The sequence below is a fragment of the Burkholderia stagnalis genome, assembly GCF_039848545.1.
In the GTDB taxonomy this organism is placed as follows: Bacteria; Pseudomonadota; Gammaproteobacteria; order Burkholderiales; family Burkholderiaceae; genus Burkholderia; species Burkholderia stagnalis.
The window spans coordinates 1,214,828-1,228,994 of sequence record NZ_CP156686.1 but is presented as its reverse complement, the minus strand read 5'-3'; the positions used below and the strand labels follow the sequence as shown (position 1 = coordinate 1,228,994).

The 14,167-nt window shown below is 67.4% G+C and carries 9 protein-coding genes and 1 pseudogene; 8 read left to right on the top strand and 2 right to left on the bottom strand.

What is annotated here, in order from left to right; translation table 11 throughout:
- Positions 1–638: 638 nt before the first annotated feature.
- Positions 639–1,892, bottom strand: a complete 1,254-nt coding sequence (locus tag ABFO07_RS34785) for a formylglycine-generating enzyme family protein (RefSeq protein ID WP_430733080.1) — start codon at positions 1,890–1,892, stop codon at positions 639–641.
- Positions 1,893–2,549 (bottom strand): annotated as a pseudogene (locus ABFO07_RS34780) (caspase family protein); the annotation flags it as partial.
- Between the two features lie 343 nt (positions 2,550–2,892).
- On the opposite strand from ABFO07_RS34780, the gene ABFO07_RS22225 reads away from it, so the two are divergent.
- The 8 genes from ABFO07_RS22225 (at position 2,893) to ABFO07_RS22190 (ending at position 14,162) form a co-directional block, all read left to right on the top strand.
- Complete coding sequence (locus tag ABFO07_RS22225; protein ID WP_230950988.1) at positions 2,893–3,294, top strand: DUF4399 domain-containing protein; 402 nt, start codon at positions 2,893–2,895, stop codon at positions 3,292–3,294.
- A gap of 42 nt (positions 3,295–3,336) precedes the next feature.
- Positions 3,337–3,762 (top strand): DUF4399 domain-containing protein, encoded by a 426-nt coding sequence (locus ABFO07_RS22220; protein ID WP_059559031.1) that lies wholly within the window; start codon positions 3,337–3,339, stop codon positions 3,760–3,762.
- 344 nt (positions 3,763–4,106) lie between these two features.
- Entirely contained in the window at positions 4,107–5,534 is a 1,428-nt protein-coding gene (locus ABFO07_RS22215) for an efflux transporter outer membrane subunit (protein WP_059559159.1), read from the top strand.
- Between the two features lie 191 nt (positions 5,535–5,725).
- Complete coding sequence (locus ABFO07_RS22210) at positions 5,726–7,594, top strand: FHA domain-containing protein (protein ID WP_347469576.1); 1,869 nt, start codon at positions 5,726–5,728, stop codon at positions 7,592–7,594.
- Complete coding sequence (locus tag ABFO07_RS22205; protein WP_185633606.1) at positions 7,572–8,981, top strand: HlyD family efflux transporter periplasmic adaptor subunit; 1,410 nt, start codon at positions 7,572–7,574, stop codon at positions 8,979–8,981. Before ABFO07_RS22210 ends, ABFO07_RS22205 begins: the two co-directional genes overlap by 23 nt.
- 19 nt (positions 8,982–9,000) lie before the next feature.
- Positions 9,001–9,753: a peptidylprolyl isomerase gene (locus tag ABFO07_RS22200; RefSeq protein WP_059559035.1), complete on the top strand. Its 753-nt coding sequence runs from the start codon at positions 9,001–9,003 to the stop codon at positions 9,751–9,753.
- An 18-nt stretch (positions 9,754–9,771) separates the two neighbouring features.
- Entirely contained in the window at positions 9,772–12,843 is a 3,072-nt protein-coding gene (locus ABFO07_RS22195) for a peptidase domain-containing ABC transporter (protein ID WP_059911069.1), read from the top strand.
- The gene (locus tag ABFO07_RS22190; protein WP_347469575.1) at positions 12,840–14,162 is read left to right on the top strand and encodes a sigma-54 interaction domain-containing protein; all 1,323 of its coding nucleotides are present in this window, start codon (positions 12,840–12,842) and stop codon (positions 14,160–14,162) included. Before ABFO07_RS22195 ends, ABFO07_RS22190 begins: the two co-directional genes overlap by 4 nt.
- The last annotated feature ends 5 nt before the right edge of the window (positions 14,163–14,167 follow it).

Here is a 14,167-nt window from a genome sequence, read left to right as displayed (position 1 = left end):
CCGGCGACCGGCGGACTGGCGCGTCTCGGCGGCGCACGCGGCGCACTGGCCACGATGCCGCATTTGACGATCCCGGATCGACCTGATCAGTACGTCGGATGACACATGTCACGGGAGCGCCATTGTGCGTTAACGGCAGGTTCCGGGAAGAGTTGAGGGCTGTGGCGGCGCGGGGGCTGTGCGTCGACGGGTCGAATCGCAGGTCCCGGCGCAGAACGTCGATGCTGGTCGCGTCGAGTCTGGCGCCGTCAAACCGCACGTCGATACTTTCATCGTTCTCGCCATCGATGGAGAGCAGCGGCAGCGTCGCGTCCGTCTTGCCGACGGGGCGCAGGGTAAGCCAGTCGCCGACACCGACCGTCGCGCACTTCGAGAATACGTCGCGCGCGAACGGGCGAGTCGTCGCATAAGTGCAAGCCGCGGCGGCGACCGCGAAAGCAACGACGGCGAAGACAAAGCAACGGCCGCTGCAAGTACGACGGCGCCGAGCGCCAACCACGGTATGACCGAATTGCCCCGGCCTGACTCTGATGCATGCTTGATTAAATGGCACGGCCACTTTCAAGCAATGACCGTCACGTCATTGAATATGGCGCCCAAATACGTCCGGCGCGATTTCGGGTTCGAGCATGATCGATCTACTTCATGTCCCGGGCCACGCGAAACCCGTTTGCCGAATAGCGTACGCTGCTGTCGTACTTGAAGCGTGTCGACACCGGCATGTAGCTTGCCCCGTCCCGCCACGAGCCGCCGCGGATCACGCGGACCTGGCAGTTCGGCTCGTCCCACGAGCGGCCGTCGGCAGGCGCGTTCTTGTACGAGTTGTGCCAGCAATCGCTGACCCATTCCCATACGCCGCCCCCCATGTCGTGGAAGCCGAGCGGATTGGCCGCGAACGACCCGACGTTGTTCGGTGCCTCCGCCCGCCACGGCGAACCGCAATCCTTGCAGTTCGCGTTGCCCGGGCGCATCTCGTTGCCCCACCAGTAGCGGGTCGTGGTGCCGGCACGGGCCGCGAATTCCCATTCGGCCTCGGTCGGCAGCCGGTAAGACTTGCCGCTGATTTTCGACAGCCACTTCACGTACTGTTGCGCATCGTCCCAGCTCAGGTCGCGCGCAGGCGCGTTCGGTGCGGTGTTGCTGTCGCCGGACAGGCGCGGACAGGCGCCCGCATCGCGGCACGCATTCCACTGCGCGACGGTCACCACGTCCTTCGCGAGCGCGAAAGCATGATCGAGCGTCACGCGATGCGCCGGTTTTTCCGACGGATCGCCCGAATTGCTGCCCATCGCGAACGTCCCGGGGCTGACCGTCAGCATGACGGGGCATGTCGGGCAATCCCGGATTTCATTGGCGGCGGTCGCTTTCTGCGGCGGTGCCGATGGGGCCGCTGCTGTAGCGGGCGGTGACGCTTTCGTCGACGAAGCAGGCGCGTGCGCAGGCTGTGCAGACGTCGAGGCTGGCGCCGGAGCCGGAACGGGAGTAGGGGCCGGCGCGGGGCTTGCCGTCGGTGCAGGCGCGGACGCCGCGGGCGCCTTGGGCGCGGCGGCCCGAAGCCGCGCAAGACGGGCCTGCGCCAGCTGCGCGAAGCGGCCGTTCGGGTAGGTCTTCAGATAGGCCTCGTAGTCGCCTGCCTCCTTGCTGTCCTTGATCGACTCCCAGAACGTGATTTCGTATTGCTCGGCGCTGTCTTTCGGCATCACGCCCCGGCTGTCGAGCGTGACGACGCTGAGGTCGGCCGACACGTCGAAGCCTTTTCCGATGCCGGTGCCGGAATGCCCGGCGACGGCGCCCGCGCGACGGGGCCCGGTGAACGCATGGGTCGTTGCCGCATCGGAAAGGGACGACGCAACCCAAGGTATCTGCCGATGCCCGGTGGCGCTTTCGACCATCGCACCGGCACGCTCGAAGACCTGTGCGATGCCGAGCCCCGGCAACGCGAGCGATTGCAGCAGCGCCGCCGTGTAGACACCATGCATTGCACCGTCGGCCGCGTCTTTACCGGGCGCCGTTGCGTAGGCGACGAGCGTATGCGGCGGCAGCAGGCGGGCCGCCACGTTGCCGGCGCCGGGGAGCGCACTCAGGCAGGAATCCATAATGATCAGATCAATCCCGCCGCCGTGCCGCCGCGATGTCGCATCGAACACGGTTTGCAGGTCGATTCCCGTTCGCGACAGGCCGGCCGGAGAGCCGACGTCGGCATCGACGGGTGCGAGCCATGTCGTTCCGCCGGCGCTGGCGCCGTGGCCCGCAAAATACACCAGCCCGGTGCCGCCGGCCGGCACGCGGCGCTCGAACGCCGCCAGCCCATCGACCATTTGCTGCCGGGTAGCATCGCGCAGCGTGATGACGTCGAAGCCGAGCGCCCGCAGCGCATCGGCCATCGCATCGGCGTCACGGACGGGATTGGCAAGCGCACGGTCGCGATAGGCGCCGTTGCCGATCACGAGCGCGACGCGGCCCGGTTGGACGGACTCGGCACGCGCGGACGCGGGCGGCGGCGCGGCAAACGGATGCACGATCTCGCCGAAGCAGACGCTCGACGTCATCGAGATCGACGCAAACAGGCATGCGGGCAAGAGTATTCGCCACATATTCAGCCCCCCAGGGTGCGCCGTCGGATCAGATGGCCGAAGGCGGAGCGCAGCCGTTGCCGGGTGTCCGGTCGTGGCGGGCACGGCCAGGACACATTCAAGATAGCACGTACGTTCAGCGGCGATCACCGGAACCACCCGCGGGTCCTGAAAAAAACAGACATGCGCGCGTACGCGCCGATATGTGCCTTCCTGTCGATTACGTCCTAAGCTGTTAGACACGCTCCACTGTCCGACGCCGCGCGCCGCTACCCACGCGAGGAGCAACACGATGCGAAGAAGGGCTACGCTGTTGGTCATGGCCGCCACCGTCCTGGTGCCGAGGATCGTTTTCGCCGCGGGGCGTTCGCCGTCGCCGCCCGGCGCCGAGGCGTACATCATCTGGCCGTCGGACGGTGCGACGATCACGGGCGGCAAGTTCTGGGTGCGCATGGGCCTGCGCAACATGGGCATCTGCCCGAAAGGCATCGAGCGGCCGAACGTCGGCCATCATCACCTGCTCATCGACGCCGATCTCCCGCCGCTGGACCAGCCGATACCGTCGGACCGGAATCACCTGCATTACGGCGCCGGTCAAACCGAGGCGCGCATCGAGCTGCCGCCCGGCAAGCACACGCTGCAGCTGCTGATGGGCGACCACGATCACGTGCCGCACGATCCGCCGGTGTATTCGAAGAAGATCACGATCACGGTCAAGTAGCGCGCCACGCCGCGCCTGCCGCCCGAACCGGGAAACGACGCCATGAACAAGCTCATCCTCTTTGCCGCTGCCGTGGTGCTGCTATGGGCAGGGCCGGCAACCGCAGAGACCGCCACGCACGCCCCGAAGGCCGTCGTCTACATCGGATGGCCCAACGATGGCCAGGTGCTGCCGGCCGGACGTCCGTTCCGGGTGTGGTTCGGCCTGCGAGACATGGGTGTCGCGCCGTCGCACGTGCAGTTTCCGAACACGGGCCACCATCACCTGCTGGTCGATACGGACCTGCCGCCGATGGACCAGCCGATTCCGTCCGACCGGAATCACCTGCATTTCGGCGCGGGCGAAACCGAAACCACGCTGGAGCTTCCGCCGGGCAAGCACACGTTGCAGCTGTTGATGGGCGATGCCGACCACGTGCCGCAGAAGCCTCCCATCTATTCGAAGAAGATCACGATCTACGTGAAGTGACGTCGCCCATGGCGTGAGCGGCGCGCGTGTCTGTGCGTGCCGCACAGTCCGGGCCCGAACTGTTGGCGACGACCCATCACGCCGCATCGATCCGTGTGCCGCGCACACGTCCCCCGAACTTCCTCTTGGTCGTCCGAACCCGCATCGGCAAGCCGCCCGGCATGACTCCCGCCGCTTCCGCGAGCGGCTGGCACGCCCCATGCAGTATGTGACGCGAGCGTGCCACGCTGCAGCACGAACACCAACACCTCCACCCGATCCCGCAGCGTCGCCGCGTTACTCCGAAGGAGTCGATCGTGAACACCCACCTGTCGCCGACCGCCACGCGCCACTGCCGCGGCCTCATGCGTTCGCTGGCCCGCATCGCCGGTTCCGCCGGCGCATGCGCGGCGTTGCTGTCCGGCTGCATGGACCTGAACATGCCCGCCTACCAGCGCCCGGAGATGCCGGCGAAGACCACGTGGGCGCATGCGCACGGGCCCGTCTCCGCGTCGGACACGGTCAATCCCGAGTGGTGGAAGAGCTTCGACGATCCATATCTCGACGCGCTCATCGACAAGGCCATCGCGGGCAACGTCGATATCAAGGTGCTGGCGGCCCGCATCGGCGTGGCCGGTGCGCAGGTCGGCGAAGTCCAGGCTGGCGCGCTGCCGAGCGCCAGCCTCGGCGCGGGCGTGGACTTCGAGAAGAGCACGCATCAGACGCTGTCGAAGACCTACAACCTCGGCAGCCAGGTGAACTGGGACATCGACATCTGGGGCAAGGTCGAGAAGGGCGTGCAGGCGCAGAAGGCCGAATACCACGCGACCGAGGCCGACTGGCGCGCGGGCTACCTGACGCTCGTCGCCGACGTGTCGAGCACGTACTTCCAGATCCTCCAGTTCGACGACCAGATCGAGCAGGAACAGCGCACGCTCGACAAGAACCGGCGGATCCTCGCGATCTACCAGTCGATGCTGGCGAACGGCATCGCGCCGCAGACGGAAGTGCTGCGGCAGAGCGCGGAGATCAACCGGCTGTCGAACGACCTGATCGAGCTGCACCGCGCGCGCGACACGGCCGAGAACGCGCTCGCGACGCTGTTGGGCGTGCCGGCCGGCGAATTCAGGATGCCTGCCGGCCATCTCCGGCAGCGCGTCAAGCTGCCGGACGTGCCGATGGGGCTGCCCGCGCAACTGCTCGCGCGCCGGCCGGACGTCGTTGCCGCGCAGTATCGCGTGCTCGAATCGTATGACGAAGTGGGCGCGGCGAAGCTCGCGCAACTGCCGTCGATCAGCCTGACGGGGCGCGGCGGCACCGCGGCGTTCGCGCTGTCGGACCTGTTCAGGGCGTTCACGTTCAGCTTCCTGCCGAGCATCAACCTGCCGATGTTCGACCCGAGCGTGCGCGCGCACATCAAGACGACCGAGGCGCAGACGAAGGTCGCCGAGCAGCAGTACCGGCAGACCGTGTTCACCGCGTTCAAGGAGGTGGAAAATGCACTCGTCGATCTCGACGCGCACAAGCGGCAGCGCGTGCAGCTTCAGCAGCAGAGCGAGCGCCTGCGTACCGTCGCAGCGCAAGTCGAGGCACAGCTCAAGGAAGGGCTCGTGTCGCAACTGGAGGTGCTCGAATCGGAACGTTCGGTGGCGTCCGCGGAACTCGCGCTGCTCGCCAATCATCAGCAGATTCTGAGCGACACGGTCACGCTCTACAAGGCGATCGGCGGCGGCTGGCGCGCGGTCGAAGTCTCGAACGCGAGCAGCGCGCCGACCGGCCAAGCGATGCAATGAACACGCCAGCCATGAGCCGCCGTGCGATCGGCGCCAGCCGATTGACTACCGTCATCCGTCGCCTAAACTTTTTTCACACTCTTGCTGCCATGTGCGTTGGCGGTGCGGCTTCACAAGGGTGGTTCGCAAGCGCGTCGCACTTCCTGCGCCGCGTGCCCATTGGCGGGCGCATGTCGATCGTTGGCCGAATCATGGTTCCAGACGCCGCTTCGATTGCAGAGAAACAGGCCGCGCTCGATCGGCAGTTCGACATCGTGCTCAAGCCGGTTTCCCATCCGGAGCTGAGCGAGATCCGGATCGACAAGGCGCTGTTCGCCGTCGGACGGACGAACACGCCGTTCGCGTCGGCGCCGCCCGAGCGGGTGGCCGACCTGTCGCGCCGGCATGCGCGCATCTTCTTCGAAGGCAGCGCGGCCTATGTCGCCGATCTCGGCAGCAAGAACGGCACGGCCGTCAACGGCGTCGACGTCGGCGACAAGCCGCACCTGCTGCGCGACGGCGACGAGCTGCGATTCGCCGGCACGCTGGCGTACCGCGTCGCGTTCGTGCCGCGCGCGACGCACCGGCCGGCGCGGCCGGCCGTCGTCACGCTGTCGCCCGAGCGCGGCGATCTCGGCCTGCAACCGGTCATCATTACCGCCTTCCCGTTCCTCGTCAGCAAGACTGACGACACCTTCGCCTGCTACCGGAACGCGTATCCGCATCAGGTCAACTACCTGTCGCGGCGTCATGCGCACCTCTACGTGCAGGACGGCGACGTCTTCGTCGAAGATCTCGGGAGTACGAACGGGACCTTCGTCGACGGCCGGCGCCTCGACGAGCATGCGGTGCCGCTCGCCGACGGCGCGATGCTCGCGTTCGGCGGCGATCACTTCGTCTATCGGGTCGGCGTGCAGCGCGAGCCGGGGCCGGACGCCACCATCACGGCCACGTCGTCGCCCGGCGCCGGCGCGAATGCGGCCGTCGAGGACGCCGACCGGACGACCTTCGTCGATACCGCGCATTCGTTCCTCGACATCTTCTGCACGGTGCCGGCCGTTCAGCAGGACGACGAGGTGAACCCGCACGCCGCGCAAGGCGCAGCCGAAACCGCGCATGACACACGCCGCCGGCGCGGCAGGTTCCTGGTGTTCCTGTCGGAGCTGAGCGAGGCGTTCGGCGGCAGCGGGCGCGTCGACGTGCGCCGGCTCGGCTGGTGGAGCGGCGGGCTGCTCGCCGTGGTCGTCGCGCTGCTCGCGACGCTGTATTTCCAGGACGCGCCGCTGCGCGAGATGCGCGCGCTGCTGGCGCGCGGCGACGCCGCGCAGGCGGCGCAGCTCGCCGACCGCCATCTCGCGAACGATCCGGACGATACGGCGTTCCTCGCGCTCGGCACCGAGGCGCTCGTCCGGTCGACCGTACCGGGCTGGATCGCCGCGATGAACGCGCGCGCATTCGACCGCGCCCGCGCCGTCGTGCAGGACATGCGCACGCTGGCCCGCCACAATGCCGACGCGCGGCCGCTCGTCGACGAGATTGCATGGATCGGCGAGCTGCAGGCGTTCGTTGCCGGCCGCGGCGGGCCGGAGGCGCCGATCCGCATCTACCGCGACGAAGCGCCGATCAAGGCATTGACCGGCCGCTGGAACGACGACCCGGGCGCGCATCAGCGGCTGCTCGACCGGATTTCGTCATACGTTCCCGCGTTCGGCGCGCGGTATGCCGACGCGCTCAGCCAGCTGCGCAAGCTGCAAAGCGACAACTCCGTCTACGTGGCCGCGCTCGAACGCTTGCAGCGCGCGATCGCGTCGGCGCTCGACGACGACCGGCTCGACGGTCTTCCGGCGCTGCTCGCCGACTACGAGCAGCGCTATCCGCGCCTCGGCGGCCTCGACGCCGTGCGGGCCGATCTGCAGCAGTACACGCAGTTCGAAAGCGACGCGCGGGCCGGGCACGGGCCGGCCGTGCTGGATCGCCTCAGGCAGTTCCGCTTCGCGACGCCGGCGTTCGCGGCCCATGTCGCGACGCTGGAACGGCTCGCTTCCTCGGGAGGGCGCGGTGAAGCTCGACAGTCTCCTTAAGCGCGCGCGGCAGGCGCCCCCCCCTGAGCCGCCGCGCTCGCTCGGCGAGGCGCTGGAGGATCACAGCGTCGAAGGGATCGCGATCCTGACGGCGCGGCCGTGGCGGCTCACGCAGGCGGCCATCCTCGCGATGGTCGGGCTCGTCGTGTGCGCGCTGCTGTGGTCGTTCGTCGGCCGTGCCGACGTGATCGTGACCGCGCAGGGCGCGCTCGCGCCGGAGTCCGAGGTGCGCCGCATCTACGCGCCGGTCGACGGCGAGCTCGTGGACATCTATATCGCCGAAGGCCAGCCGGTCGAGAAGAACGACGTGATCGGCCGGATCAACGCGCGCGGCGCGATCGAGGCGGCGACCAACGCGCTCGACGCGCGGCTCAAGCTCGACGACGCGGAGCGCGAGTGGAAGCAGTTCCCGGACAAGAAACAGCTGATGGAGCGCAAGGCCGACGCGCTGAAGCAGCAGATCGAGGTCGAGGAGCACATCCACCAGAACCGCATCGCCGAGGGCACCAGCAAGCTCGCGCAATCGCAGCGCGCGCAGGTCGACGAAGCGCGCAGCAATATCGACAACGCGCGCCACGCGCTCGATCTCGCGAAGGACGAACAGGACAAGTACGCGCGCCTGTTCGCGCTGCCGGGCGGCGGCGGCGTGTCGCAGAGCCAGGTGGAGCAGAAGCGCAGCGCGTACCTGCAGGCCCAGGACAGCTACCGCGTCGCGCAGGCGCGGCTCACGCAGCTCGAGGCGCAGCAGAGCCACGAGTTCGCGCAGGCGAAGGCGCAGCTCGAAGGCAGCGGCGGGACGCTGGCGGGGCTGCGCATCCAGTACGACGCGACGGTGCGCGACATCGCGAACACCGAGGAGAAGCTGCGCCTGCAGGTGCAGACGGCGCGCCTCGCCGCCGATGCCGCCGCGCGCATCCGCTTCGAGAACATCGACAAGGACAATTTCCTGCTGGTGCTGGCGCCCGTTTCCGGCGTGATCACCGACGTGACCACGACGCAGCCCGGCGACAAGATCCTCGCCAACACGCCGCTCGGCAGCATCGCGCCGTCCGACGCGCGGCCGGTGGTGAAGGTCGCGATCGCGGAGCAGGACCGCGCCTTCCTGCGAGAAGGCCTGGCCGTGAAACTCAAGTTCAATGCGTTTCCGTATCAGCGCTACGGCGTGGTGGACGGCACGCTCGAATACATTTCGCCGGCCACCAAGCCGCAGGCGCAGACGAAGGAACCCGTCTACGAAGGCCGCGTGGCGCTGGCGCGCGACGCCTACGTGATCGCCGGCACGAAGTACCCGCTGCGCTACGGGATGACGGCCACGGCGGAAATCGTGGTGCGCGAGCGCCGGCTGATCGGGTTCGCGCTGGACCCGTTCCGGCAGATCGCTGGCTGATGGACCTAAGGGGAACGACATGACGGCAATCGTGCGTATCGACGACGAGGTGATCGGCACCGATGATTTCATCCGCGTGCTGAAGCTCACCGGGCAGTTCGAGGGCCTCGTCGAACAGCAGGTTCGCGACCGGCTGACGGTGAGCGCGGCGAAGAAGATGGGCATGCAGGTCACGCCCGAGGAGATCCAGGAGCGCGCCGACCAGTTCCGCCGCGTGCGCGGCCTGCACCGCGCCGCGGACATGAACCGCTACCTGGACGTGTTCGGCATCAGCCTCGACGAGTTCGAGCGGTTCATCACCGACACGCTGTACCAGGAGAAAACGCTCGACACGGTGTGCAGCGACGCGGCCGTCGAAGCGTACTTCAAGCTCAATTCACCGAAGTTCGACAGCATCGAGGTCAGCCACATCGTGCTGGATTCGGAAGGCAAGGCGCGCGAGATGATGGCGATCCTGGAGGACGACCCGGACAGCTTCGGCGACATGGCGCGCGAGCATTCGATCGCCGACACGAGCGAGCGCGGGGGGGTGATCGGCAAGGTGCTGCGCGGCTCGCTGAAGACGGATATCGAGGCCAAGGTGTTCAACGCGCACGTGGGCGACCTGCTCGGGCCGTTCGCGGCGCCCGACGGCTCGTTCTTCGAGATCTTCTCGGTCACCGCGAAACACCCGGCCGCGCTCGACGCCGACGTGGCGTCGGAAGTGCGCCGCCTGCTGCGCGAGGAATGGCTCGCCGAGCGTGCGCAGGAACACATCATCGAAGCACGCTGATCACGGAGAACCGCACCGATGGACGCCCAAGCCCCCGCTCCGGCCAGCACCCCGTCGCTCGCGGCGTTTCTCGCGTCGGTGGAGCCGCTGTCGCTGTTCTCGCGCGACGAACTCGATCGGATGGCCGCGCATGCGCAGGTGCGCACCTACGCGTTCGGCGACACCGTCTGCAACCGCGGCGAGGCGGCCGAGGGCCTGTACGTGCTGCGATCGGGGGCCGTGCGCCTGATCGCCGACGAGCGCGGCAAGGAAACCAGCGTCGGCGTGCGCAAGGAGCGCGAGGTGTTCGGCGAGATGGCGATGCTGCGCGACTGCCGGCACGAGGTGTCGGTGCGCGCGTCGACCAAGACCGAGGTGCTGTGCATCCCGCGCAGCGCGATCGAGCCGATCCTGCGCGACAACCCCGCCGCGCAGTCGTTCGTGACGAGCTACGTCGCGATCAGCTCGGCCGGCGGTTTCGTCACGCGCCTGTTCGACCTGCGCGGCAAGCTGACGCGTGCCGAGCTGGAGGAATACGTGTCGAGCGTCGGCGTGAAGCGCGTCGCGGCCGGCAAGGAGATCGTCCGGCAAGGGCCCGGCGGCGACCTGCGGCTGTACGTCGTGCGCCAGGGCGAGGTGAGCGTGTCGTGCCACGAGGACGGCAACGACTATCCGCTCGCGACGCTCGGCGCCGGCGAGATCTTCGGCGAGCGCGCGTGCCTGCTGCGGCAGGAGCAGGCGGCGACCGTCACCGCCGTCACCGATACGCGCCTGCTCGTCATCCCGGAAAAAACCGTGCACGTGATGCTCGAGCGCAACCCGAAATTGCGCGAGGTGCTCGAGGAGCGCATCCGTTTCGTCGACCACGAACTGCAGCGGCAGAAGAAGCTCGCCGAACGGCGCCGCCGCCCGCTGCAGATCGACATCGGCGCCGACGCCGCGTTCGGCGAGCGCATGATCAAGCGTTTCGTGCTGGTCGAGCAGGCGGAGGAGATGGATTGCGGGGCGGCATGCCTCGCGATGATCTGCCGTCACTACGGCATCGCGATGACGCTCGGCAAGCTGCGCGATCTGGCGAACGTGACGACGCAGGGCGCGACGCTCGACAGTCTCGCGCGCACCGGCGAGGCGGTCGGCTTCGCGACGCGCGGCGTGCAGTGCACGTACGAGGCGCTGCTCGGGTTCGACCTGCCGTTCATCGTGCACTGGGAGGGATACCACTACGTCGTCGTGTACGGCGTGTCGAAGTCGTGGGTGCGGATCGCCGATCCGGCGCTCGGCTTCAGGAAGCTGAGCGTCGAGGCGTTCGAGCGCGGCTGGAGCGGCACCTGCCTGCTGTTCACCGCGAACGCGCAGGCCGCGCCGCAGGCCGAGTCGCGTTCGCCGTGGGTGCGCTTCATCGGCTACCTGCGCCCTTACCGGAAGATCCTCGCGCATCTGTTCCTGGCGACCTTCGTGATCCAGGTGCTGGGCGTCATCCCGCCGCTCATCATCCAGAGCGTGCTGGACGGGGTGATCGTGCACCAGAACGTCAGCCTGCTGCACCTGCTGATTGCCGGGCTCGTGATTTCGCACGTGTTCACCCAGCTGATGACCACGATCCGCGCGCATCTGTCCAACTTCATGGTGCGCAGTCTCGACTTCGCGATGATGTCGCAGTTCTACAAACATACGATGTCGCTGCCGTATTCGTTCTTCGCGCGCCGCAAGAGCGGGGACGTGTTCGCGCGCTTCCAGGAAAACCAGACGATCCGCGCGTTCCTGACGGAGTCCACCGTCACCACCGTGCTCAATCTTCTGATGATCTTCATCTACTTCACGATCATGTTCCTCTACAACGTGAAGATGACGCTGGTGCTGATCGCCTTCGTGATCCCGATCATGGCGCTCACCGCGCTCGCGACGCCGAAGCTGAAAGGCTATGCGCGCGAGGTGTTCGCCGCGTCCACCGATGCGAAGTCGCTGCTGATGGAGACGCTCGGCGGCGTCGAGACCGTGAAGGGCATGGGCATCGAGCGGTCGGTGCGGCTGAAGTGGGAGCGCAAGTATGCGAAGGCGCTCGACGTCCAGTACCGCGCGCAGGCATTCCATATCGTGGTGGCGCTGGGCAGCCAGCTGCTGAATGCGGCGACCACCATCGTGATCCTGTGGGTCGGCGCGAATCTCGTGCTCGCGCATGAACTCAGCATCGGGCAGCTGATCGCCTTCAATGCGTTCATGGGCAGCGTGCTGGCGCCGCTGATGGGGCTCGTCGGCATGTGGAGCCTGATGAACGACGCGGCGGTGGCGATGGAGCGCCTCGGCGACGTCCTCGACATCGAGCCCGAGCAGCAGCCGTCCGAACTGGCCTCGCGCGTGCTGCTGCCCGACCTGCAGGGCGACATCAGCTTCGACGGCGTGTATTTCCGCTATGGCGGCAACGAAACGCCTTACGTGCTCGAGAACATCAACTGCACGATCAAGCGCGGCGAGATGGTGGCGATCGTCGGGCGCAGCGGCTCGGGGAAAACCACGCTGGCGAAGCTGCTGGTGGGCTTTTATGCGCCCACCGACGGGAAGATCGTGGTCGACGGCTACGACATGAGCGCGATCGACAAGGCCTATTTCCGTGCGCAGATCGGCTACGTGATGCAGTCCAACCTGGTGTTTTCCGGATCGATCGCCGAGAACATCGCCTGCGGCGACGCGAGCCCCGACTGGCGCCGCATGGAGGAGGTGGCCCGGATGGCCGATGCGCATGCATTCATCAGCAAATTGCCGCTCGGCTACGAGCAGGTGGTGGGCGAGCGCGGCGTGGGCCTGTCGGGCGGCCAGATCCAGCGGCTGTGCATCGCACGCGCGCTGTATCACGACCCGCGCCTGCTCGTGTTCGACGAGGCGACCTCGTCGCTCGACACGCAGTCGGAGAGCAACATCCTCGCGAACATGCACGAGATCCTGCAAGGGCGCACGGCGGTGATCATCGCGCACCGGCTCAGCACCATCATGCGTGCCGACAAGATCCTCGTCCTGTACGAAGGCGCGATCGTCGAACAGGGCTCGCACGACGAACTGGTGGCCCTCAAGGGCATGTATTACCAGCTCGTGCAGAAACAGCTGGGCACGACATGAAACTCTTCGACCCGCACGGATTCGGCAACTCCGCTGTCTCGTATGGCGGCCTGCTCGAGAAGATCGAGATCCTGCGCTCGATGCTGCGCTGGGCGCCCAGGCTCGAGCGCGCCGACATCGAGAAACTGCTCAATCAGGCGAACGTGCTGCGCGACGAAGTCATGCAGATGTCGCGCAAGGAACGCTTCGTCGAGGCGGCCGTGGCCGCGCCGGACACGCTCGACACAGCCGCCGACGCGCCGGAAGCGGCCGGGCCTGCGGCACGCCGGCGCCGGCAGGCGCTGATCGAGCGCAGCTTCATCTTCGAGGGAATCTTCGGCGACAATCCGAAGCTGCTCGCCGCGCTCGAAATTGCCGAAAAGGCCGCGCCGACCGATCTGCCCGTGCTGATCGACGGCGAGAGCGGGACCGGCAAGGAACTGATGGCGAAGGTCATCCACGCGAACGGCGCGCGCGCCGACCGGCCCTACATCTCGGTGAACTGCGGCGCGATTCCCGACAACCTGCTCGAATCCGAGCTGTTCGGGCATCGGCGCGGCGCGTTCACGGGCGCGTCGAACGATCGCAAGGGCAAGTTCGAGAGCGCGCACACCGGCACGATCTTCCTCGACGAGATCGGCGAATTGCCGCTGTCGGGCCAGGTCAAGCTGCTGCGCGTGCTGGAATCGCACGAGATCCAGCGGGTCGGCTCGGACGAGCCGATCACCGTCGATACGCGCATCGTCGCCGCCACCAACAAGAATCTGCGGAAGCTGAGCGAGCAGGGGCTCTTTCGCGAGGACCTGTTCTACCGCCTGAGCGTCATTCATCTGACGTTGCCGGCGCTGCGCGAGCGTCGCGACGAAATTCCGCTGCTGCTCGCGTACTTCGGCGACGAGGCGGCGGGGGCGCTCAAGCGCAGGCCGATCAAGACGACGCCGAAGCTGCGCGACTTCCTGCTCGCCTACGCGTATCCGGGCAACATCCGCGAATTGCGCAACCTCGTCTACCGTCTGTCGTGCCTGGCCGGCGAGGTCGCGGATATCGAGCACCTGCCCGAGGACATCCGCCCGAAAGCCGCGTCGAGCCTCGTGCGTGCGACCGAAGACGCTGCGCCGGGCAGGCCGATGTCGCTCAGCGACGCGAAGCGCGCCGCCAGCGACGAGGCGGAGCGCGCGTTTCTCGAACGCGGGCTGCAGGAGACGGGCGGCACCGTCGCCGAACTGGCGCGCCGTTGCGAGATGAACCGGTCGCACCTGCAGATGCTGCTCAAGAAGCACGGCATCCGTTCGAAAGCGTTCCGTCATCCGAACGGCGCGACGCCCGACAAGGAGGCGTAAGCGTC